This is a genomic window from Pseudomonas sp. BW16M2 (genome assembly GCF_014268865.1).
Lineage (GTDB): Bacteria > Pseudomonadota > Gammaproteobacteria > Pseudomonadales > Pseudomonadaceae > Aquipseudomonas > Aquipseudomonas peradeniyensis.
In genome coordinates this window covers 19,231-41,311 of the sequence record NZ_JABWRI010000003.1, presented here as the reverse complement: position 1 = coordinate 41,311, position 22,081 = coordinate 19,231, and the positions used below count along the sequence as shown (strand labels likewise).

17 protein-coding genes are annotated in these 22,081 nt (G+C 64.7%); 6 read left to right on the top strand and 11 right to left on the bottom strand.

Going from position 1 to position 22,081, the window contains the following annotated elements; genetic code table 11:
• Positions 1 to 135: 135 nt before the first annotated feature.
• Positions 136 to 1,302, top strand: a complete 1,167-nt coding sequence (locus tag HU735_RS04405; protein ID WP_186712572.1) for an AAA family ATPase — start codon at positions 136 to 138, stop codon at positions 1,300 to 1,302.
• Between the two features lie 60 nt (positions 1,303 to 1,362).
• Here the strand turns inward: HU735_RS04405 and HU735_RS04400 are convergent, their stop codons facing one another.
• The 7 genes from HU735_RS04400 to HU735_RS04370 form a co-directional block, all read right to left on the bottom strand.
• Positions 1,363 to 2,256, bottom strand: coding sequence for an ABC transporter permease subunit (locus HU735_RS04400; protein WP_186712571.1), 894 nt, complete (start codon positions 2,254 to 2,256; stop codon positions 1,363 to 1,365).
• A complete protein-coding gene (locus HU735_RS04395) occupies positions 2,253 to 3,134 on the bottom strand; it encodes an ABC transporter permease subunit (RefSeq protein ID WP_177330865.1) in 882 nt (293 codons plus the stop codon). Before HU735_RS04395 ends, HU735_RS04400 begins: the two co-directional genes overlap by 4 nt.
• Positions 3,135 to 3,169: 35 nt before the next feature.
• On the bottom strand, positions 3,170 to 4,312 hold the full coding sequence (potA, locus tag HU735_RS04390) for a polyamine ABC transporter ATP-binding protein (RefSeq protein WP_011536272.1): 1,143 nt from the start codon (positions 4,310 to 4,312) through the stop codon (positions 3,170 to 3,172).
• Between the two features lie 57 nt (positions 4,313 to 4,369).
• Positions 4,370 to 5,464, bottom strand: coding sequence for a polyamine ABC transporter substrate-binding protein (locus tag HU735_RS04385; protein WP_186712570.1), 1,095 nt, complete (start codon positions 5,462 to 5,464; stop codon positions 4,370 to 4,372).
• Between the two features lie 161 nt (positions 5,465 to 5,625).
• On the bottom strand, positions 5,626 to 6,723 hold the full coding sequence (locus HU735_RS04380) for a polyamine ABC transporter substrate-binding protein (protein WP_011536274.1): 1,098 nt from the start codon (positions 6,721 to 6,723) through the stop codon (positions 5,626 to 5,628).
• Between the two features lie 169 nt (positions 6,724 to 6,892).
• Positions 6,893 to 8,254 (bottom strand): aspartate aminotransferase family protein, encoded by a 1,362-nt coding sequence (locus HU735_RS04375; RefSeq protein WP_186712569.1) that lies wholly within the window; start codon positions 8,252 to 8,254, stop codon positions 6,893 to 6,895.
• A 48-nt stretch (positions 8,255 to 8,302) separates the two neighbouring features.
• Complete coding sequence (locus HU735_RS04370; protein WP_028688542.1) at positions 8,303 to 9,661, bottom strand: glutamine synthetase family protein; 1,359 nt, start codon at positions 9,659 to 9,661, stop codon at positions 8,303 to 8,305.
• A 667-nt stretch (positions 9,662 to 10,328) separates the two neighbouring features.
• Between HU735_RS04370 and HU735_RS04365 the strand changes: the two genes are divergently transcribed.
• The gene (locus HU735_RS04365) at positions 10,329 to 11,705 is read left to right on the top strand and encodes a glutamine synthetase family protein (RefSeq protein ID WP_050707432.1); all 1,377 of its coding nucleotides are present in this window, start codon (positions 10,329 to 10,331) and stop codon (positions 11,703 to 11,705) included.
• A gap of 117 nt (positions 11,706 to 11,822) precedes the next feature.
• Here HU735_RS04365 and argA read toward each other — a convergent pair whose 3' ends face one another.
• Both argA and argE read right to left on the bottom strand, forming a co-directional pair.
• Positions 11,823 to 13,121 (bottom strand): amino-acid N-acetyltransferase, encoded by a 1,299-nt coding sequence (argA, locus tag HU735_RS04360; RefSeq protein ID WP_186712568.1) that lies wholly within the window; start codon positions 13,119 to 13,121, stop codon positions 11,823 to 11,825.
• Between the two features lie 109 nt (positions 13,122 to 13,230).
• Positions 13,231 to 14,376, bottom strand: coding sequence for an acetylornithine deacetylase (gene argE / locus HU735_RS04355; protein WP_186712567.1), 1,146 nt, complete (start codon positions 14,374 to 14,376; stop codon positions 13,231 to 13,233).
• Between the two features lie 128 nt (positions 14,377 to 14,504).
• Between argE and HU735_RS04350 the strand changes: the two genes are divergently transcribed.
• Entirely contained in the window at positions 14,505 to 15,884 is a 1,380-nt protein-coding gene (locus tag HU735_RS04350) for a CYTH domain-containing protein (protein WP_050707435.1), read from the top strand.
• Between the two features lie 72 nt (positions 15,885 to 15,956).
• On the opposite strand, the gene HU735_RS04345 is transcribed toward HU735_RS04350, so the two are convergent.
• On the bottom strand, positions 15,957 to 16,427 hold the full coding sequence (locus tag HU735_RS04345; protein WP_050707492.1) for an Lrp/AsnC family transcriptional regulator: 471 nt from the start codon (positions 16,425 to 16,427) through the stop codon (positions 15,957 to 15,959).
• 126 nt (positions 16,428 to 16,553) lie between these two features.
• Between HU735_RS04345 and HU735_RS04340 the strand changes: the two genes are divergently transcribed.
• The 3 genes from HU735_RS04340 to HU735_RS04330 all read left to right on the top strand — a co-directional run bounded on the left by HU735_RS04340 (position 16,554) and on the right by HU735_RS04330 (position 19,057).
• Positions 16,554 to 16,868, top strand: a complete 315-nt coding sequence (locus HU735_RS04340) for a hypothetical protein (RefSeq protein ID WP_186712566.1) — start codon at positions 16,554 to 16,556, stop codon at positions 16,866 to 16,868.
• A gap of 99 nt (positions 16,869 to 16,967) precedes the next feature.
• A complete protein-coding gene (locus HU735_RS04335; protein ID WP_186712565.1) occupies positions 16,968 to 18,650 on the top strand; it encodes a GspE/PulE family protein in 1,683 nt (560 codons plus the stop codon).
• Between the two features lie 92 nt (positions 18,651 to 18,742).
• Positions 18,743 to 19,057 carry a DUF2388 domain-containing protein gene (locus HU735_RS04330; RefSeq protein ID WP_050707438.1) on the top strand — a complete coding sequence of 105 codons (315 nt, stop codon included), beginning with the start codon at positions 18,743 to 18,745 and terminating at the stop codon, positions 19,055 to 19,057.
• Positions 19,058 to 19,202: 145 nt separating this feature from the next.
• Here HU735_RS04330 and gcvP read toward each other — a convergent pair whose 3' ends face one another.
• Complete coding sequence (gene gcvP, locus HU735_RS04325) at positions 19,203 to 22,076, bottom strand: aminomethyl-transferring glycine dehydrogenase (RefSeq protein WP_186712564.1); 2,874 nt, start codon at positions 22,074 to 22,076, stop codon at positions 19,203 to 19,205.
• Positions 22,077 to 22,081 lie beyond the last annotated feature (5 nt).

Genomic DNA, 22,081 nt, shown 5'->3' with positions numbered 1-22,081 from the left:
CTCCTTGCTTCGACAAAGGGTGAGAGGGATGCGTTTGAAGCGTAGATCAGGGATGGACAAACGACACCGCTGTCGGCTCAACAAAGCACAGCGCTATCGGCGATACTGCCAGCCAGACGCTCAAGGACACCGCCGATGCTGACCACCCTGGCCATTGCCAACTACCGCTCGATCAACCAGCTGGTGATGCCGCTCGGGCGGCTCAACGTGATCACCGGCGCCAACGGCAGCGGCAAGTCCAACCTGTACAAGGCCTTGCGCCTGCTGGCCGAGACCGCCCGCGGCGGCGTGGTCAACGCGCTGGCTGCCGAGGGCGGGCTGGAGTCGACCTTCTGGGCCGGCCCCGAGAAGCTCACCCGGCGCATGCTCAACGGCGAGGTGCCAGTGGAAGGCGGGCCGCGCCAGCAAGCCAGGCGCCTGAAGATGGGCTTCGCCGGCGAAGACTTCGGCTACGCGATCAGCCTCGGCCTGCCCGAGCCCAGCCGGTCGCAGTTCGCCCTGGACCCGCAGATCAAGCAGGAGACGATCTGGGCCGGCCCCCTGTGCCGGCCCGCCAGCCAGCTGGTGCAGCGCAACGCGGGGATGGTCAAGGCCCGCGACGGGCGCCAATGGCAGGTGCTGCACCAGCACATGACCGAGTTCGACAGTCTGTTCGACCAGGTCGGCAGCCTCCAGAGCTCCCCCGAGGTCTTGCATCTGCGCGAACAGATCCGCAGCTGGCGCTTCTACGACCATTTTCGTACCGATGCCGAAGCCCCAGCCCGCCAAGCGCGGCTGGGCACGCGCACACCAGTGCTGCATCACGACGGCCGCGACCTCGCCGCCGCCCTGCAGACCATCGACGAGATCGGTGACCTGCAGGCCCTGCAAGACGCCGTGAGCGACGCCTTTCCCGGTGCCCGGCTCGCGGTCGACGCCCAGCCCGGCGGCCTGTTCGGCCTGCGTTTCCACCAGGCCGGGCTGCTGCGGCCGCTGAGCGCCGCGGAGCTGTCCGACGGCACCCTGCGCTACCTGTTGCTGGTGGCTGCCCTGCTCACGCCACGCCCGCCAAGCATGATGGTGCTCAACGAGCCGGAGACCAGCCTGCACCCGGACTTGTTGCCGGCACTGGCACGCCTGATCCGCCGCGCGGCACAGCAATGTCAGGTATGGGTGGTATCGCACGCGCCTCGTCTGGTGGCGGCGCTGGAGGAGGATGCCGACTGCAATTCGATCCACCTGGAGAAAACCTTGGGGCAGACCGATATCGTCGGGCAAGGCATGCTGGATGAACCGGCCTGGAACTGGCCGGACCAGGGCTGAAAAGATCGCGGGGCAAGGCGCATCGGTGCCCCGATGCGACTTACCCCGCGATGCGTCGGATCAGGCCTGCGCGGTGGCCTGGGCCGGTCGACGGGCCTGCGGCTGCGAGACGTTCGCCGCGGCGCCCTCTTCGATGGCCTGCTGGATCGCCCGACGGCGACGCTCTTCGGCCTGGCGGCTGAAGTACCAGACCAGGAAGGTCACCAGCGACACCGACAGCAGGATCAGGCTGGCCACGGCGTTGATCTCCGGCTTCACGCCCAGGCGCACGGCCGAGAACACTTCCATCGGCAGGGTGGTCGAGCCCGGGCCGGAGACGAAGCTGGCCAGCACCAGGTCATCCAGCGACAGGGCGAACGACATCATGCCGCCCGCCGCCAGCGACGGCGCGATCATCGGGATGGTGATCAGGAAGAACACCTTCCACGGCTTGGCGCCCAGGTCCATGGCCGCCTCTTCGATGGACAGGTCCAGCTCGCGCAGGCGCGCCGACACCACCACCGCCACATAGGCGGCGCAGAACGTGGTGTGGGCGATCCAGATGGTGACGATGCCCCGCTCCTGGGGCCAGCCGATCATCTGCGCCATGGCCACGAACAGCAGCAGCAGCGACAGACCGGTGATTACCTCGGGCATCACCAGCGGCGCGGTGACCAGGCCACCGAACAGGGTGCGGCCCTTGAAGCGGGTGACCCGGGTCAGCACGAAGGCCGCCAGGGTGCCCAGCGCCACTGCGGCGACCGCCGTGTAGCAGGCGATCTCCAGAGAGCGCATCACCGAACCCATCAGTTGGGTGTTGTCGAGCAGGCCGACGTACCACTTCACTGACCAGCCGCCCCACACCGTCACCAGTTTCGAGGCGTTGAACGAGTAGATCACCAGGATCAGCATCGGCAGGTAGATGAACAGCAAGCCGAGCACCAGCATCAGCTTGGAGAAACTGAAGCGTTTCATGCGCGGCCCTCCATCTCTTTGGCCTGGCTACGGTTGAACAGCAGGATCGGCACGATCAGGATCGCCAGCATCACCACCGCCAGGGCGGACGCCACCGGCCAGTCGCGGTTGTTGAAGAACTCCTGCCACAGCACTTTACCGATCATCAGGGTTTCCGGGCCGCCGAGCAGCTCGGGGATGACGAACTCGCCCACCACCGGGATGAACACCAGCATGCAGCCGGCGATGATGCCGTTCTTCGACAGCGGCACGGTGATCTTCCAGAAGCTGTTGAAGGTGCTCGAACCCAGGTCGGAAGCCGCCTCGAGCAGGCTCTCGTCGTGCTTCACCAGGTTGGCGTACAACGGCAGGATCATGAACGGCAGGTACGAATAGACCACGCCGATATACACCGCCAGGTTGGTGTTGAGGATCTGCAGCGGCTGGTCGATCAGGCCCAGCCACAGCAGGAAGCTGTTGAGTAGCCCGTTGTTGCTGAGAATGCCCATCCAGGCATAGACGCGGATCAGGATCGCGGTCCAGGTCGGCATCATGATCAGCAGCAGCAGGACGGTCTGCGACTCCTTCTTGGCCTTGGAGATGGCGTAGGCCATCGGATAGCCGATCAGCAGGCACAGCAAAGTGCTGAAGAAGGCCACCTTCAACGAGCCGAGGTAGGCCGCGATGTACAGCTCGTCCTCGGTGAGCAGGCCGTAGTTGGCCAGGTTCAGCACCAGCTGCACCTTGCCTTCGAGATAGGTGTAGATCTCGGTGTATGGCGGGATCGCCACGTCGGCTTCGGCGAAGCTGATCTTCAGGACGATGAAGAACGGCAGCATGAAGAACAGGAACAGCCAGATGAACGGCACGCCGATCACCATGTGCCGTCCTTCGGGGATCAAGCGCTGGAGGGCTCGTTTGAGCTTTCGTGGTTTCATGAGCGCAGTACCACTCCGCTGTCGTCTTCCCACCACACGTAGACTTCGTCATCCCAGGTCGGACGGGTGCCCTGGCGCTCGGCGTTGGCGACGAACGACTGGACGATCTTGCCGCCGGGCAGCTCGACGTGGAACACCGAGTGACCGCCGAGGTAGGCGATATCGTGGACCTTGCCGCGCGACCAGTTGTGCTCGCAGGTCGGCTGCTCGGTGGTGACCAGCAGCTTCTCCGGACGCAGGGCGTAGGTGATGTGCTTGTCCTCGACCGAGGTGGTGACGCCGTGGCCGACGTAGATCTTGCGCTCCAGTTCCGGGCTGGCAATGATCGCATGGCCTTCGGCGTCGTCGACCACCTCGCCCTCGAACAGGTTGACGTTGCCGATGAACTCGCAGACCAGGCGGCTGGTCGGGGTTTCATAGACGTCGATCGGGCTGCCGATCTGGGCGATCCAGCCCAGGTGCATGATGGCGATGCGCTGGGCCATGGTCATGGCCTCTTCCTGGTCGTGGGTCACCATCACGCAGGTCACGCCCACGCGCTCGATGATCTCCACCAGCTCAAGCTGCATCTGCGAACGCAGTTTCTTGTCCAGAGCGCCCATCGGCTCGTCGAGCAGCAGCAGTTTCGGGCGCTTGGCCAGCGAGCGGGCCAGGGCCACGCGCTGGCGCTGGCCACCGGACAGCTGGTGCGGCTTGCGCTTGGCGTACTGGGTCATGTGCACCAGCTTGAGCATCTCGGCCACGCGGGCGTCGATCTCAGCCTTGGGCATCTTGTCCTGCTGCAGGCCGAAAGCGATGTTCTGCGCCACGGTCATGTGCGGGAACAGCGCGTAGGACTGGAACATCATGTTGATCGGCCGCTCGTAGGGCGGCATGTCGGTGATGTCGACGCCGTCGAGGAAGATCCGCCCTTCGGTCGGACGCTCGAAGCCGGCCAGCATGCGCAGCAAGGTCGATTTGCCGGACCCGGAGCCACCCAGCAGGGCGAAGATCTCACCCTTGCGGATTTCCAGGGACACATCGTCCACGGCTACCGTTTCGTCGAATTTTTTCGTGACCCGGTCGATCTTGACCAGCACCTGCTTGGGTTGCTGGCCACCCTCGAGGGCTTTCTTATAGGCACCGGAGGCAACTGCCATGAGTGAAACTCCCAACAAGATTTATGTGCCCGCCGCTGCGCTGGCGGGCCTGGATTGTTACTTGCCCGACTTGACCTTGGTCCAGCTGCGGGTCATCAAACGTTGCACCTTGGGTGGCAACTCGGCGTTGACGAACATCTTGTCCAGCACTTCCTGCGGTGGGTAAACCGCGGCGTCAGTCCTCACGGCCTGGTCCATCAGGTCGCCAGCCTTGGGGTTCGGGTTGGCGTAACCGACGTAATCACTGACCTGGGCGATCACCTCAGGTTTCAGCAAATAGTTGATGAAGGCGTGGGCCTCCTTGACGTTGCTGGCGTCCTTGGGAATCGCCAGCACATCGAACCAGAGGTTGCCGCCTTCCTTGGGAATGGCGTAGGCCAGCTTCACACCCTTCTTCGCTTCTTCAGCGCGGGCCTTGGCCTGGAAAATATCGCCGGAGAAGCCGGCGGCCACGCAGATGTCGCCGTTGGCGAGATCGGTGATGTACTTCGAGGAGTGGAAGTAGGTCACGTACGGGCGCACGGCCAGCAGTTTCTCTTCCGCCTTCTGGTAGTCCTTGGGGTTGCTGCTGTTCGGGTCCAGGCCCATGTAGTTGAGCACCGCAGGGAGCATCTCGTCGGCCGAGTCGAGGAAGGCCACGCCGCATTTGCTGAGCTTCTTCATGTTCTCGGGTTCGAACAGCACCGCCCAGGAGTCGATCTTGTCGGTGCCCAGCGCCGCCTTGACCTTCTCGACGTTGTAGCCGATGCCATTGGTGCCCCACAGGTAGGGGACGGCGTACTGGTTGCCCGGATCGTTCTTCTCCAGACGCTTCATCAGCGCCGGGTCGAGGTTCGCGTAGTTGGGCAGCAGGTCACGGTCGAGCTTCTGGAACGCGCCCGCCTTGATCTGCTTGCCGAGGAAATGGTTGGACGGCACGACCACGTCATAGCCGGTGCGCCCGGCCAGCAGCTTGCCTTCCAGCGTCTCGTTGCTGTCAAAGACGTCGTATTTCGGGGTGATGCCGGTTTCCTTCTGGAAATCGGCAAGGGTGTTGGGGCCGACATAGTCGGACCAGTTGTAGATGTGCACCGTGGGCGCCGCTTGGACGCTGCAAGCCAGCGTCAGACCCGCTCCAGCCATCAAGGCCTTGCGAAATACAGAAATAGACAAGTGGGTGGTCCTCACAATCAGTGCCTCAAGTGGCGGAAAAACTCGGCCGCACACGCAAAACCGGCGCGCAACTTACCTTCACGGCGTGGATGCCGCAAACTTATTTGCCTTAACCTGCCTCCAGGCCGGGAAACCCCGGCCCAGAGGGCCTTGCATCAGGCTTACTTGCCCGACTTGATCTTGGTCCAGCTGCGGGTGATCTCGCGCTGGGCGGTCTTCTCCGGTGCCTTGATGGCGTACAGCTTGGCCTTCACTTCATCGGACGGGTAGATGGCCGGATCGCTGGTGATCTCTTTGTCCACCAACGGGGTGGCGGCCTTGTTGCCGTTCGGGAAGCGCACGGCGTTGGTGATGCCCGCCATCACTTCCGGCTGCAGCAGGAAGTCCATGAACTTGTAGGCGGCTTCGACGTTCTCGGCATCCTTCGGAATGGCGACCATGTCGTAGAAGGTACCGGCACCTTCCTTCGGAATGGTGTAGCTCAGCTTGACCTTGTCGCCGGCTTCATGGGCACGGGCCTTGGACTGCTCCAGGTCACCCGAGTAACCCACGGCCACGCAGATGTTGCCGTTGGCCAGGTCCGAGATGTACTTGGAGGAGTGGAAGTAGGTGATCGAAGGACGGATCTTCAGGAACAGGTCTTCCGCTGCCTTCAGGTCTTCCTTCTTGGTGCTGTCGCTGGGCAGGCCCAGGTAGTGCAGCGCGGCCGGGATCATCTCGGTCGGGGCATCGAGGAAGCTCACGCCGCAGCTCTTGAGCTTGGCGATGTTCTCGGGCTTGAACACGGCATCCCACGAGTCGATCTTGTCCACGCCCAGCGCGGCCTTGACCTTCTCCGGGTTGTAGCCAATGCCGATGGAGCCCCACATGTACGGGAAGGCGAACTTGTTGCCCGGGTCGCTGGCATCACCCACGGCCTTGAGCAGCGCCGGGTCGAGGTTCTTCCAGTTGGGCAGCTTGGAGCGGTCCAGTTCCTGATAGACGCCCGCCTTGATCTGCTTGGCCAGGAAGTTGTTGGACGGCACGACGATGTCGTAGCCCGACTTGCCCGCCAGCAGCTTGGCTTCGAGGGTCTCGTTGCTGTCGAAGACGTCGTAGACCACCTTGATGCCGGTCTGCTTCTCGAAGTTGGCCACGGTGTCCGGGGCGATGTAGTCCGACCAGTTGTAGACGTGCAGCACCTTGTCGTCAGCCTGAACAGCGGTGGCCATGGCACCCATCAGGGCGGCGGCCAGCAGCGTCTTGCCCAATTTCTTCATGCGTAATGCTCCAGAATTTATTATCAAGCCATCTGTTCAGCAGCCAGGTACCACGGGACGCGCGTTGGGCGACTAAACAGCCGTTAGTCTGGCAAGTTACAAGGCGCTGTTTCAACAGAAGCAGGGCCTTGCAACGACATTAATGTCACCTCGCCAGCCTAGCAGACTGTCATTTCACCGCTTCGTAGGTCAGGTCCAGGCACTTGCGCGCCTTTTCCACCAGTTCGTCGATCTCTTCGCGGCTGATCACCAGCGGCGGCGCGATGATCATGGTGTCGCCCACCGCGCGCATCACCAGGCCGTTCTCGAAGCAGTGGGTGCGGCAGATCATGCCGACGCCCTTGCCCTCGTAGCGGCTGCGAGTGGCCTTGTCCTTGACCAGCTCGATCGCGCCGAGCAGGCCCAGGCCGCGTACCTCGCCCACCAGCGGGTGGTCCTGCAGCTCACGCAGTCGTTTTTGCAAATACGGTGCCGTTTCGGTGCGGGCACGCTCGACAATCTTCTCGTCACGCAGGATGCGCAGGTTTTCCAGGCCCACCGCCGCCGCCACCGGGTGGCCGGAGTAGGTGAAACCGTGGTTGAAGTCACCACCTTCGCTGATCACCTTGGCCACTGTGTCACGCACGATCACACCGCCCATGGGGATGTAACCGGAGGTCAGGCCCTTGGCGATGGTCATCAGGTCAGGCGCAAGGTCGTAGTAGTCGGAGCCGAACCACTCGCCGGTGCGGCCAAAACCGCAGATCACTTCGTCGGCGACGAACAGGATGTCGTACTTGGCGAGGATCTCCTTGATCTTCGGCCAGTAGGTCTCAGGCGGAATGATTACCCCGCCGGCGCCCTGGATCGGCTCGGCGATGAAGGCGGCGACGTTGTCCTCGCCGACTTCGAGAATCTTCTTCTCCAGCTGCTCGGCCGCCCACACGCCGAATTCGTCCGGGGTCATGTCGCCACCCTCGCCAAACCAATATGGCTGCGGGATATGCACGATGCCCGGAATCGGCAGGCCACCCTGCTCGTGCATGCCGCTCATGCCGCCCAGGCACGCACCCGCAAAGGTGGAGCCGTGGTAGCCGTTGATGCGGCCGATGATGGTCTGCTTGTGCGGCTTGCCCTTCAGCGCCCAGTAGTGACGGACCATGCGCAGCACGGTGTCGTTGCCCTCGGAGCCGGAACCGGTGAAGAACACATGGGTCATGCCCTCGGGCGCCACGTCGGTGATCGCCTTGGCCAGCTCCAGCGCCGGCGGGTGGGCAGTCTGGAAGAACAGGTTGTAGTACGGCAGTTCGCGCATCTGCTTTTCTGCCGCCTGCACCAGCTCTTCGCGGCCATAGCCGACCGCCACGCACCACAGGCCGGCCATGCCGTCGAGGATCTTGTGCCCCTCGCTGTCCCACAAATGCACGCCCTGCGCCTTGGTGATGATGCGCGGCCCCTTCTCCTTCAGCTGCTTGTAGTCACTGAAAGGTGCAAGGTGGTGCTCGCCGCTCAGGGTTTGCCATTCACGGGTTTGCGGGTTGTTGACGCTCATGTGCCTCTCCATTTTCCGGTGGCCGCCCGCAGGCGGCCTCAGGGTTGATCACACAGCAAACAGCAGGAACTCACGCTCCCAGGAGCTGATGACGCGCTTGAAGTTCTCATGCTCGGCGCGCTTGGTGGCGACGTAGCCGGTGATGAATTTCTTGCCCAGGTACTGCACTAGCGCGCGGCTGTTCTCCATGCGCTCCAAGGCATCCTCGATGGTCAGCGGCAGGCGCAGGTTGCGCCGCTCGTAGCCTCGGCCCTGCACCGGCGCGCTGGCCTCGATGCCTTCGACCATGCCGATATAGCCGCACAGCAGGCTCGCGGCGATGGCCAGGTAAGGGTTGGCGTCGGCGCCCGGCAGGCGGTTCTCGACCCGGCGGTTCTGCGGGCCGGCATCCGGCACGCGCAGGCCGACGGTACGGTTCTCTTCGCCCCACTCGACGTTCACCGGCGCCGAGGTGTCGGGCAGGAAGCGGCGGAACGAGTTGACGTTGGGGGCGAACAGCGGCAGCGCCTCGGGGATGAACTTCTGCAGGCCACCGATATGGTGTAGGAACAGCTCGCTCATGCTGCCGTCGGCGTTGGAGAAGATGTTCTTGCCGGTGGCCACGTCGACCACGCTCTGGTGCAGGTGCATCGCGCTGCCCGGCTCGCCGGTCATGGGCTTGGCCATGAAGGTGGCGGCCACGTTGTGCTTGAGCGCGGCCTCGCGCATGGTGCGCTTGAACACCAGGATCTGGTCTGCCAGGTGCAGCGCGTCGCCGTGACGGAAGTTGATCTCCATCTGCGCCGTGCCGTCCTCGTGGATCAGCGTGTCGAGGTCCAGCTGCTGCAGTTCGCACCAGTCGTAGACATCCTCGAACAGCGGGTCGAATTCGTTGGCCGCCTCGATGGAGAACGACTGGCGGCCGGTTTCCGGACGGCCGGAACGGCCCACCGGCGGCTGCAGCGGAAAGTCCGGGTCTTCGCTACGCTTGGTGAGGTAGAACTCCATCTCGGGCGCGACGATCGGCTGCCAGCCCTTGTCGGCGTAGAGTTTCAGGACCTTCTTCAGCACGTTGCGCGGCGACAGCTCGACCGGGTTGCCCTTCTTGTCGTAGGTGTCGTGGATCACCTGGGCGGTCGGTTCGATGGCCCATGGCACGAGAAACACCGCGTTCTCGTCGGGGCGGCAGATCATGTCGATGTCGGCCGGGTCGAGCAGTTCGTAATAGATGTCGTCGTCGACGTAATCGCCGGTCACGGTCTGCAGCAGCACGCTCTCGGGCAGGCGCATGCCTTTCTCGGCGATGAATTTGTTGGTGGGCGAGATCTTGCCGCGGGTGATGCCGGTCAGGTCGCTGATCAGGCATTCCACTTCGGTGATCTTGTGCTCTTTCAACCAATCGGTGAGCTGGTCGAGGTTGTGACTCATAAATACCTCAGGAGGTAATGTGGCGCGGCTGAAGGCAACCGGCGGCCACTGACGCCAGGCGTCGGGCAAAGTCGGCGCGCAGGGCGCCGAGGGGCCTGGAAAGGCCCGCGCCTTGATTCTGGATGCTGTGCATGGCTAAAGCAAAACCCCACGCGCGAGACCACAGCGGATACACACCACGAAAGCGTGTCCGGACAAAAAGCGAAGGGCAGAAGGAAAGGAGGCGTTGCGGTAAAGCGTTACGAGGTATGGCTTTTTTACGCGAACCGTCAATTATTGCGGCCAGCGCGGCGCCCCTTCGATGCAGGCGTGCGATGACCGGACGGCAACCGGGAGATGTACCTGAACGCACCGTGCATGCGGCGCTGACAGGTCTCGGCAAGCGGACCATGTGACCCTCGTATTATTGTGTTCTGGGTTGTGACCGAGCTTATCCTCGTTCATTTTTTTACACAACCTCTCCGTAAAAAATAAAACACGCCCTGCTCGGGATAACCCTTCAGGGCGAAAATAGCGGATAATGGCACGCCCCGATATGCAGCAAATCTGCCGTAGATGTGCCATTTAAGGGCATCATGGGCTTGGCTTGACTTCACCTGGTCTTTCCGATTGACTGGGGTTGCAAGCCCCCCTTGATTGATATTTTTAACAACAAAGGTGTTGCATCATGTCGGTACCCCCGCGTGCCGTTCAGCTTAACGAAGCGAACGCGTTCCTTAAGGAACATCCTGAGGTTCTCTACGTTGACCTTCTGATTGCAGATATGAATGGTGTGGTGCGTGGCAAGCGCATCGAGCGCACCAGCCTCCACAAGGTTTACGAGAAAGGCATCAACCTGCCTGCCTCCCTCTTCGCCCTGGATATCAACGGTTCGACCGTCGAAAGCACCGGCCTTGGCCTGGACATCGGCGATGCCGACCGCATCTGCTACCCCATCCCCGGCACCCTCTCCAACGAACCCTGGCAGAAGCGCCCAACCGCGCAGCTGCTGATGACCATGCACGAACTCGAAGGCGAACCCTTCTTCGCCGACCCGCGCGAAGTACTGCGCCAGGTGGTGAGCAAGTTCACCGAGATGGGCCTGACCATCTGCGCCGCGTTCGAGCTGGAGTTCTACCTGATCGACCAGGAGAACGTGAACGGCCGTCCGCAGCCGCCGCGCTCGCCGATCTCGGGCAAGCGACCGCAGTCGACCCAGGTCTACCTGATCGACGACCTCGACGAATACGCCGACTGCCTGCAGGACATCCTCGAAGGCGCGAAGGAGCAAGGCATCCCCGCCGACGCCATCGTCAAGGAAAGCGCCCCGGCGCAGTTCGAAGTCAACCTGCACCACGTCGCCGACCCGCTCAAGGCCTGTGACTACGCGGTGCTGCTCAAGCGCCTGATCAAGAACATCGCCTACGACCATGAAATGGACACCACGTTCATGGCCAAGCCCTACCCGGGCCAGGCAGGCAACGGCCTGCATGTACACATCTCCGTGCTGGACAAGGATGGCAACAACATCTTCACCAGCGAGGATCCCGAGCAGAACGCCGCGCTACGTCACGCTGTCGGCGGTGTGCTCGAGACCCTGCCCGCTTCGATGGCGTTCCTCTGCCCGAACGTCAACTCGTACCGCCGTTTCGGCGCGCAGTTCTACGTGCCCAACGCACCGAGCTGGGGCCTGGACAACCGCACCGTGGCCCTGCGCGTGCCGACCGGTTCGGCGGACGCCGTGCGCATCGAGCACCGCGTGGCCGGCGCCGACGCCAACCCGTACCTGATGATGGCCGCCGTGCTGGCCGGCGTGCACCACGGTCTGACCAACAAGATCGAACCGGGCGAGCCGATCGAAGGCAACTCGTACGAACAGTTGGAGCAGAGCCTGCCGAACAACCTGCGCGATGCCCTGCGCGAGCTGGACGACAGCGAGATCCTCAACAAGTACATCGATCCGAAGTACATCGACATCTTCGTCGCGTGCAAGGAGAGCGAGCTGGAGGAGTTCGAGCATTCGATCTCCGACCTCGAGTACAACTGGTACCTGCATACCGTGTAAACGAAAACGCCGCCCACAAGGGCGGCGTTTTTCTTTGCCATCGCATCGCGGGTAAAGCCCGCTCCCACGTGCGCCAGCCTAGGTACACCGTGGGAGCGGGCTTGACCCGCGATGGCATCAGAGCGGCTTCTCGAAGATCTTCGAATTGCGCTGGTAGTTGTACAGCGAAGCCCGCGCCGCCGGCAGCCGCTCCACGCCACTGGGCGCAAAGCCTCGCTCTCGGAACCAATGCGCGGTCCGAGTCGTCAGCACGAACAGGGTATTGAGCCCAAGCTTGCGCGCCCGCTCCTCGATGCGCTCGAGCAGTTCGTCGCCACGCCCGCCATGCCGGTACTCCGGGTTCACCGCCAAGCACGCCAGCTCCCCGGCCTCGGAGTCGGCAATCGGGTACAGCGCCGCGCAGGCAATGATCATGCCCTCGCGCTCGACCACGCTGAACTGCTCGATCTCCCGCTCCAGCACCTCGCGCGAACGGCGCACCAGAATGCCCTGCTCTTCCAGCGGGCTGATCAGCTCCAGCAGGCCGCCGACATCCTCGATGGTCGCCTCGCGCACCACTTCGAACTGCTCCTGGGAGACCAGCGTACCGCCACCGCCACGGGTGAACAGCTCGGTCAGCAGCGCACCGTCCTCGGCATAGCTGACGATATGGCTGCGCGCCACGCCGCCCTTGCAGGCCTCGGCGGCGGCGTCCAGCAGCTCGGCCTGGTAGTCGCTGCCCAGGCGCTGCAGGTGCGGCGCGATGTGTTGTGGCCGCAGCTCGCGCACCAGCTGGCCACGCTCGTCCAGCAGGCCCGGTTCGGCGCCGAACAGCAGCAGCTTGTCGGCGCCCAGCTCGATGGCGGCGCGGGTGGCCACGTCCTCGCAGGCGAGGTTGAAGATCTCGCCGGTCGGCGAATAGCCCAGCGGCGACAGCAGCACGATGGAGCGCTCGTCGAGCAGGCGGTTGATGCCCTTGCGGTCGACCCGGCGTACTTCGCCGGTGTGGTGGTAGTCGACCCCTTCGAGCACGCCGATCGGCCGTGCGGTGACCAGGTTGCCGGAGGCCACCCGCAAGCGCGAGCCCTGCATCGGCGAGGCCGCCATGTCCATCGACAGGCGCGCCTCGATGGCCAGGCGCAGGGCGCCAACCGCATCGATCACGCAATCGAGCGTCGCCGCGTCGGTAATGCGCATGCCGTGATGGTAGTGCGGGGTCAGGCCGCGCGCGGCCAGGCGGCTTTCGATCTGCGGGCGCGAGCCGTGGACCAGCACCAGGCGCACGCCAAGGCTGTGCAGCAGCACCAGGTCGTGGACGATGTTGCCGAAGTTCGGGTGTTCGACGCCGTCACCGGGGAGCATGACCACGAAGGTGCAGTCGCGGTGGGCGTTAATGTAGGGAGACGCATGACGCAGCCAGTTGACGTAATCGGGCATGACAGGGCCTGTGGATAAGTGAACGGAGAACGAAAAGGCGCACAACGTTCGAAAGTCATCGTCGGAACAGGCTTGCGGTCACGCGCGGTCTCCTCTGCTCAGGGAAAGATCAATGGCTCAGGCAATAGTGCCGGATCAGGTCACGCAATAGACGCACGGTAGGCTCGATTCGTGACATTTCAAGGTATTCACCGGGCTGGTGGGCACAGGCGATGTCACCCGGGCCGAGCACGATGGTCTGACAACCGAGCTGCTGAAGATAAGGCGCTTCGGTGCCGAAGGCCACCGCTTCGGCGCGGTGGCCGGTCAGGCGCTCGGCCAGGCGCACCAGTTCGCTGTCGGCGTTCTGCTCGAACGGCGGCACTTCGGGGAACAGCGGCGCAAAGTCGATACGCACGTCGTGGCGCTCGGCCAGCGGCGCGATCTTGCCGCGGATCGCCGCGCGCAGCTGCTCGACATCCATGCCCGGCAGCGGGCGCAGGTCGAATTCCAGGGCGCACTGGCCACAGATACGGTTGGGATTGTCGCCACCGTGGATGCAGCCGAAGTTCAGGGTCGGCGTCGGCACCGTGAACTGCGGGTTGCGGTACTGCTCCTGCCAGGTGCGGCGCAGGCCCATGAGCTCGCCCATCACCGCGTGCATGGCTTCCATGGCACTGCGGCCCAGGCTCGGATCCGACGAATGGCCACTGCGTCCGAGGATATCGATGCGGTCCATGAGGATGCCCTTGTGCATCCTGATCGGCTTGAGCCCGGTGGGTTCGCCGATCACCGCCGCCCGTCCGAGCGGCTGGCCGGCCTCGGCCAGGGCGCGGGCGCCCGACATCGAGCTTTCCTCGTCGCAGGTGGCGAGAATCAGCAGCGGTTGCTTGAAATCGTGTTCGAGCAGCGGGATGACCGCATCGATGACCAGGGCGAAGAAGCCTTTCATGTCGCAGCTGCCCAGCCCGACCCAGCGGCCATCGACCTCGGTCAGCTCGAGCGGATCGCTGCGCCACAGCTGCGGGTCGTAGGGCACGGTATCGCTGTGCCCGGCCAGCACCAGGCCGCCCGGGCCGGTGCCGCGACTGGCCAGGAGGTTGAACTTGCCGGGGCTGACCTGCTGGATCTCGCAGGTGAACCCCAGGTCGTCCAGCCAGCCGGCCAGCAGGTCGATGACCGCGCGGTTGGACTGGTCCAGCGCAGGCTGGGTGCAACTGACCGAGGGCGCGGCGATCAGGGCGGCGAACTGGTCTTTCAGCGACGGCAACGGCATGCGCGGACTCCTCGACGGCGTGAAAGGCATCATAACAATGGCGACCCGTCACCTGGCAATCCACAGCATCCTCGTGGAGCAAGTACTGTAGACTGCCCGGCAACGATGCCCCTCCTTCCGAGCCCGCGATGCACAAAGAAACCGAACTCAAACTCCGCGCCAGCCGCGAGACCCTTGCCGCCCTGCGCGAGCACCCCCTGCTGAAGAAGCGCAACAAGTCCGGCTGGCAGACCCGCGAACTGCTCAACCAGTACTTCGACACCCCGGAGCGCGACCTGTCCGCCGCCCGCGTCGCCCTGCGCCTGCGCCGTGATGGCGAGGTCATCATCCAGACCCTCAAGTGCCGTGGCCAGAGCGTCGCCGGGCTGTCCGAGCGCAACGAGCACGAGTGGCACCTGGACAAGGTCAAGCTCGATCTGAAGAAGCTCGACGCCACCTGCTGGCCCGAGCAACTGGCCGAGCTGGACAAGAAGACCATCAAGCCGCTGTTCACCACCGACTTCACCCGCGAGTACGCCGAGATCGCCTGGGGCCGCGGCAAGGCGAAGGTAGTGATCGAGGCCGCGCTGGATCAAGGTTTCGTGATCGCAGGCAAGCGCAAGGAAGAAATCTGCGAGCTGGAGCTGGAACTGCGTGAAGGCACCCCTGAGGCGCTGCTGGAGCTGGCCGCCGAGTTGGCCGCCAGCCTGCCGCTGATGCCCTGCGACATCAGCAAGGCCGAGCGCGGCTACCGCCTGCTCGATCCGGACAGCTACGAGCTGGGCCTGCCGGTGACCGAACTGCAGGCCGAGATGCCGCTGGACGACGCCTATGCCGCCCTCGCCTGGCAACTGCTGGGCAGCAGCCAGCGCCTGGCCGAGCAGTATCGCCATAATGGCCACTGGCGCCTGCTGCAAGACTGGGTTCGCTGCCTGGCCGAACTGCGCGCCCTCACTGCCAGCCTCGGCCAGGCCGCGCCGCGCCCGACCACCCGCGCCCTGCGCGCCAGCCTCGACGCGCTACTGGAAGACTGGCGCCCGCTGGTGCTGGCCGGCAACGATGACGAGGACATTCGCCGCGCCGCCCCCGAGCAGTTCGCCGAAGAGCTGGAAGACCCGCGCTGGGGCCAGTTCTCCCTGGAGACCGCGCGCTGGCTGAGCGCCCGCGCCTGGACCGCCGAGCGCAAGGGCCGTGGCGAGCGCCAGGGCAAGGCGCAGCTGGCCAGCTGGCTGCAGCACCTGCTGGGCGAGGAGTCCCGTGCCCTGAAGCTGCCGCTGTACGTGCAGCGCCCGGAAGACCTGGCCGAACAGCTGCCGCGCATCGAATGCGTGCAGACCTGGCTGCACCACGCCCGCCAGGTGCTGGACCTACCGCAGCAGGACCGCCTCTACGGCGAGCTGAACAAGCTGCACGAGCTGGCCGAGCAGCCGCTGGTGGAAGAAGGCAAGGAAGAACTGCTCGAAGCCCGCATCGAGCAGGCCCGCGCCATCGAGCAGAACCGCGCCTGGAAACACCTGCTCAAGGCCTGAGTCCGCGCTGCCCGCTCCTGCACTGCGTGGGAGCGGCGGTGCGCCGTTGCGACTTGCCCCGCGATCGGCTCTTCAGGGTCTCAACGGCAAGCTGGTGGTCGACTTGATCTCCGAGAGCGCCACGATCGAATTCACTTCCTGGATACCCGGCACATTCGATAGTTTTTCGAAGAAGAACCGCTCGTAAGCCTCGATATCCGAGGTGACGATGCGCAGCAGGAAGTCCACCGCCCCCATCAGCACGTAGCATTCCAGCACTTCGGGAAAACCGCGGATCGCCTCGGTGAACTCGGCGAAGTTCGAACGCCCGTGGGCGTTGAGCTTCACTTCGGCAAAGATCTGCGTGTTCAGCCCCACCTTCTTGCGATCGAGCAGGGTCACCTGCCCGCGGATCACGCCCTCCTCCTTCAAGCGCTGGATGCGCCGCCAGCACGGCGACTGCGACAGGCCCACACGCTCGGCGATCTGCGCGCTGGACAGTGACGCGTCCTCCTGCAGCAGTTCGAGGATCCGCCGATCATAGGCGTCCAGTTCGCCATGCATCATCAATTCTCCAAAGTCTGACTTTGCGAATTGAATTATTCGCAAACAATACAAAACACTTAAATCATAGCGAAAAAATACCACCACCAACGTGCAAGAATTTCTCCACTTTCGCGGAGAAACGCCATGCACGCAGCCGAACACCCCAGGATCGACGCCTGGGCCGCCAACACCGCCCACAGCATTGTCCACTATCGCCTGCAGGCCGAAGCGGAGCCGGACAGCCTGTGCCGCGTGCTCAACCTGTTCGCCCTGCAGTTCCTCACGCCGCACAGCGTGCGGGTCAGCCAGTGCGATGACCTGCTGGACATGGAAATCGGCATCGGCGGCCTGAGCTGGCACCGCGCCGAAGTCATCGCGCAGAAGCTGCGCAACCTGGTCTGCGTGGCCGATGTCAGCCTGGAGTGCCAGCCACGCCTGGCGCAGGCCGCCTCGGCCTGATCGCGCTCCGGCAAGATTCCGAAACCCTTTATTCACCCGACCGGCGCGCCCTCTGGCTAGCCTTGCCAGCGTCATGGATCACCTGGCAGGGATATCGCCATGTTCGCCAACGCTAGCCAAGACCTGGACCTGAACCGGCTGCTCGACGCCTTGCTCGCCGAACAACGGATCGCCGCCTGCGACGCGCTCAAGGCGCTCGAGCGGGCCAGGCAGCACCCTGACGAACATCCCCTGGAGCTGATCGCCGAGCTGGCCCTGGCAGACCCGTTGCACCCTGGCCAGCGCCTGGGCCTCGATGCGCTCTGCCACTGGCTGGCCGACCTGGTAGGCCAGCCGTTCCTGCACATCGACCCGCTGCAGGTCGACCTGGCACAGGTCGCCAGCCTGATGTCCGCGGCCTTCGCCGAGCGTCACGGCATCCTCGCCGTGGCGCTGGATGACAGCAGCGTGACCGTGGCCAGCGCCCAACCCTATCGACGTGACTGGGAAGCCGACCTGAGCCAAGGCCTGGGCAAGCGCGTGCAACGGGTGCTGGCCAGTCCACGGCAGATTCGCCAGCTGACGCCCACCTTCTTCGGCCTGGCGCATTCGCTGCGCGGCGCCGGACAGCCCCCGGCAACCGGGCTCGGCGAGCTGGAGCAACTGCTGGAGCTGGGCGCCAGCCAGGCCCAGGCGGGCGCCGAGGATCAACATGTGGTGCGCATCGTCGACTGGATGCTGCAGTACGCCATCGAGCAGCGCGCCAGCGATATCCACCTGGAACCGCGCCGCGAGCTGGGTCACCTGCGCCTGCGCATCGATGGCCTGCTGTACCCCGTCTACGCCTTCCCGGCGGGCGTCGCCCTGGCCATGGTCAGCCGCCTGAAGCACCTGGGCCGGATGAACGTGGCGGAGAAACGCCGGCCACAGGACGGTCGCCTGAAAAGCCGCCTGCCGGATGGCGCGCAGATCGAACTGCGCCTGTCCACGCTGCCCACGCCATTCGGCGAGAAGCTGGTGCTGCGCCTGTTCGATCCGCAGCTACGCCACGAAGCCCTCGAACACCTTGGCCTGGACGCGCCCTTGCTGGCCCAGTGGAAAGCCCTGCTGCAGCGGCGCCAGGGCATCCTGCTGGTGACCGGCCCCACCGGTTCGGGCAAGACCAGCACCCTTTACGCCAGCCTGCGCCACCTGGCCACGCCCCAGGTCAACCTGTGCAGCATCGAAGACCCCATCGAGCGCCTGGAGCCGACGATCAACCAGTTGCAGGTGCAACCCGGCCTGGGCCTGGGCTTCGCCGATGGCGTGCGCGCCCTGCTGCGGCAAGACCCGGACATCATCATGATCGGCGAGATCCGCGATCAGGAAACCGCCCAGGTGGCGGTACAGGCGGCCTTGACCGGCCATCTGGTGCTGTCCACCCTGCACACCGACGATGCCTGCGCGGCGATCACCCGCTTGCAGGAGCTGAAGGTGGCCGACTATCTGATCAGGGCCACGCTACTCGGGGTCATGGCCCAACGCCTGGTGCGCACCCTGTGCCCATCCTGCCAAGGCATGGAAAACACCGATCGCCCCGCCTGCCAGACCTGCCGGGGCAGCGGGTTTCATGGCCGCACCGGGCTGTTCGAGCTGCTCCGGGTCGGCAGCGCGTTGCGCCAGCGTATCACCCCGGGCGCCGACCTGGAGGCGCTGCGCCAGCAGGCGGCCGCCGATGGCCTGCACGACCTGCGCCGCTGCGGGCGCCGGCTGGCCGAGCAACGGCTGACCTCCCTGGAGGAAGTGCTGCGGGTCTGTGGATAAGTAAGAAATCCCCTGTGTGGTCGGGAACTTGGCAGCGGTAAACCGGATCAAACCGGCATTCCGACAGCCCTCATCGACCGAGGTGATTCATCATGCGTTTCAAAACAGCCATCGCAGCCACCGTCCTCTGCTCGCTGCCCCTTGGCTCCGCCATGGCCGACACGTTCTGGCGCAACGTCATCTCCTCCGGTGCCACCACTGCCTCGACCTACCTGACCTTCAAGGACCACAAGCTGATCGTCGCCGCCCAGGACGACGCCGGCAGCTTCGTCGCCAGTGAAGGCGCCATCCGCGGTCCGTTCCTGGAAGCCGCGATCCGTCAGGTACGCGCGGACAACCCGGGCGTCCAGGCCAGCGACATGGAACTGGCCAACGCGATCCTGGCCAAGAACGCCGTGGCCGAGTAAGTCCCGGGGCTGCTTTGCAGCCCATCGCCGGCAAGCCGGCTCCCACCCCGATCGCGTCGCCTCAGGCCATACGCGGCCCCTGTGGGAGCCGGCTTGCCGGCGATGGGCCGCACAGCGGCCCCAATGCAAGACACCACGCCAGACGCTAGCGATATGCCTCCACCGGCACGCACGCACAGAACAGATTCCTGTCCCCATACACGTTGTCGACCCGGTTCACCGCCGGCCAGTATTTATGCTGGCGCGCGTGAGCGCTGGGGGCGATGCCCTGCTCGATGCTGTATGGCCGGTCCCACGGCGCCAGCACATCGGCCAGGGTGTGCGGCGCATGCTTGAGCGGATTGTCCTCGGTCGGCCAGTTGCCCTCCTGCACCTCGGCGATTTCCGCCCTGATCGCCAGCATCGCCTCGACGAAACGGTCCAGTTCGGCCTTCGACTCGCTCTCGGTGGGCTCGACCATCAGCGTGCCCGGCACCGGGAACGACATGGTCGGCGCATGGAAGCCGTAGTCCATCAGGCGCTTGGCCACATCCTCCTCGGTGATGCCGGTCAGCGCCTTGAGCGGCCGCAGGTCGAAGATGCACTCGTGGGCGACCCGCTGGTTGCGCCCACGGTAGAGCACCGGGAAGGCATCGCGCAGCTGGCTGGCCAGGTAGTTGGCGGACAGGATCGCCACCTCGCTGGCGTCGGCCAGTTGCGGCCCCATCATGGCGATGTACATCCAGCTGATCGGCAGGATGCTGGCACTGCCCCAGGGCGCCGCGCTCACCGCGCTGTTGGTCGGTTCCAGCCCTGGCACCGGCACCACCGGGTGGCTGGCGACGAACGGCTTGAGGTGGGCGCGGATGCCGATCGGGCCCATGCCCGGGCCGCCACCGCCATGGGGAATGCAGAAGGTCTTGTGCAGGTTCATGTGCGAGACATCGGCACCGATGTCCGCCGGTCGCGCCAGCCCCACCTGGGCATTGAGGTTGGCGCCATCCATGTACACCTGCCCGCCGTGCTGGTGCACCACTTCGCAGATCTCGCGGATTCCCTCCTCGTACACGCCGTGGGTGGAGGGGTAGGTCACCATCAGGCATGACAGCCGCTCGCCGGCGGCGTGGGCCTTGGCCTTGAGGTCGTCGAGATCGACGTTGCCGTCTTCGTCGCACTCGACGATCACCACCTCCATGCCGGCCATCTGCGCCGATGCCGGGTTGGTGCCATGGGCCGAGGACGGAATCAGGCACAAGGTGCGCCCGGGCTGGTGGCGGCTGCGGTGGTAACGGGTGATGGCCATGAGCCCGGCGTATTCACCCTGGGCACCGGAGTTGGGCTGCATGCAGATGGCGTCGAAGCCGGTGATGGCGCACAACCAGCTTTCCAGTTCGTCGATCATCGCCTTGTAGCCTTGCACCTGGGCGGCTGGGGCAAAGGGATGCGGCTGGGCGAACTCCGGCCAGGTAATGGGGATCATCTCGCTGCTGGCATTGAGCTTCATGGTGCACGAGCCCAGCGGGATCATCGACTGGTTCAGCGCCAGGTCCTTGTTCTCCAGCTGCTTGAGGTAGCGCAGCATCTCGGTTTCGCTGTGGTGCAGGTTGAACACCGCGTGCCCGAGGATCGGCGTACGGCGCACCAGCGCGCCGGGGATGCCTTCGGGCAGCGCCTGCTGATCGAGCGTGGCGATGTCCAGGCCATGATCGACGCCGAGGAAGATATCCAGCAGCTTGAGCACCGTGGCTTCGTTACAGGTTTCGTCCAGGCTCACCCCCAGATGCCCGCGCCCGAGGATGCGCAGGTTGATACGCGCGGCCTCGGCGCTCTCGATGATTGCCGCCTGAGTGCCGCCGACGTCCAGGGTCAGGGTGTCGAAGAAATGCTGGTTGAGGCGCTTGATGCCCTTGGCTTCGAGGCCGGCGGCGAGGATGAAGGTCAGCCGGTGCACCCGCTGGGCGATGCGTTGCAGGCCTTCAGGGCCGTGGTAGACAGCGTAGAAGCCGGCGATGTTGGCCAGCAGCACCTGGGCCGTGCAGATATTGGAGTTGGCCTTCTCCCGACGAATGTGTTGCTCGCGGGTCTGCAGGGCCATGCGCAGCGCGGTGTTGCCGCGGGCATCGCGGGACACCCCAATGATGCGCCCGGGCATGGCCCGCTTGTAGTCGTCGCGGCAGGCAAAATAGGCCGCGTGCGGCCCGCCGTAGCCCATCGGCACGCCAAAACGCTGGGTCGAGCCGAGCACCACATCGGCCCCCAGTTCGCCCGGCGGCGTGAGCACCACCAGGCTGAGGATGTCGGCGGCGACGCAGGCCAGGGCCTGCTGGGCGTGCAGCTGGTCGATCAGCGGGCGCAGGTCGCGCACTTCGCCGTGGGTGTCCGGGTACTGCAGCAACGCCCCGAACACCTTGTGCTTGGCCAGGTTATCCACAGAATCGATGATCAGCTCGAAACCAAAGCCCTCGGCACGGGTCTTGAGCACCGACAGGGTCTGCGGGTGGCAGTGCTCGTCGGCGAAGAAGGCGTTGCTCTTGCTGCGCGCCACGCGCTTGGCCAGGGCCATGGCCTCGGCGGCGGCGGTGGCCTCGTCGAGCAAGGAGGCATTGGCCAGCGCCAGGCCGGTGAGGTCGATGACCATCTGCTGGTAGTTCAGCAGCGCCTCAAGGCGCCCCTGGGCGATCTCCGGCTGATAGGGCGTGTAGGCGGTGTACCAGCCGGGATTCTCCAGCACGTTGCGCAGGATGACAGTAGGGGTGATGGTCGCGTGGTAGCCCATGCCGATCAGGCTGGTCCACAGCTGGTTCTGCGCGGCATGGCCCGCCAGCCTGGCCAACGCGGCCTGCTCATCGAGGGCCGGCGGCAGGTCCAGCGGGCGGTTGAAGCGGATGCCCGGCGGTACCGTCTGCTCGATCAGTTCGCTGCGGCTGGCGACGCCGAGGACGTCGAGCATGGCCTGCTGCTCCTGGGCATCGGGCCCCAGGTGGCGACGCAGGAAAGGGTTGGGCTCTTGCAGTTGATGCAGGGATGGCGACTGGGACATGGCGA

Excerpts from the sequence above, each read along its gene's own strand:
- HU735_RS04340 (WP_186712566.1), top strand. The coding sequence starts at position 16,554 with ATGCACGCAGCCGAACACCCCAGGATCGACGCCTGGGCCGCCAACACC.
- argA (WP_186712568.1), bottom strand. The coding sequence starts at position 13,121 with ATGCCCGATTACGTCAACTGGCTGCGTCATGCGTCTCCCTACATTAAC.
- HU735_RS04380 (WP_011536274.1), bottom strand. The coding sequence starts at position 6,723 with ATGAAGAAATTGGGCAAGACGCTGCTGGCCGCCGCCCTGATGGGTGCC.
- HU735_RS04375 (WP_186712569.1), bottom strand. The coding sequence starts at position 8,254 with ATGAGCGTCAACAACCCGCAAACCCGTGAATGGCAAACCCTGAGCGGC.
- HU735_RS04345 (WP_050707492.1), bottom strand. The coding sequence starts at position 16,427 with ATGCATGGCGAACTGGACGCCTATGATCGGCGGATCCTCGAACTGCTG.
- HU735_RS04350 (WP_050707435.1), top strand. The coding sequence starts at position 14,505 with ATGCACAAAGAAACCGAACTCAAACTCCGCGCCAGCCGCGAGACCCTT.
- potA (WP_011536272.1), bottom strand. The coding sequence starts at position 4,312 with ATGGCAGTTGCCTCCGGTGCCTATAAGAAAGCCCTCGAGGGTGGCCAG.
- HU735_RS04400 (WP_186712571.1), bottom strand. The coding sequence starts at position 2,256 with ATGAAACGCTTCAGTTTCTCCAAGCTGATGCTGGTGCTCGGCTTGCTG.
- gcvP (WP_186712564.1), bottom strand. The coding sequence starts at position 22,076 with ATGTCCCAGTCGCCATCCCTGCATCAACTGCAAGAGCCCAACCCTTTC.
- HU735_RS04405 (WP_186712572.1), top strand. The coding sequence starts at position 136 with ATGCTGACCACCCTGGCCATTGCCAACTACCGCTCGATCAACCAGCTG.
- HU735_RS04330 (WP_050707438.1), top strand. The coding sequence starts at position 18,743 with ATGCGTTTCAAAACAGCCATCGCAGCCACCGTCCTCTGCTCGCTGCCC.
- HU735_RS04335 (WP_186712565.1), top strand. The coding sequence starts at position 16,968 with ATGTTCGCCAACGCTAGCCAAGACCTGGACCTGAACCGGCTGCTCGAC.
- HU735_RS04365 (WP_050707432.1), top strand. The coding sequence starts at position 10,329 with ATGTCGGTACCCCCGCGTGCCGTTCAGCTTAACGAAGCGAACGCGTTC.
- HU735_RS04370 (WP_028688542.1), bottom strand. The coding sequence starts at position 9,661 with ATGAGTCACAACCTCGACCAGCTCACCGATTGGTTGAAAGAGCACAAG.
- argE (WP_186712567.1), bottom strand. The coding sequence starts at position 14,376 with ATGCCGTTGCCGTCGCTGAAAGACCAGTTCGCCGCCCTGATCGCCGCG.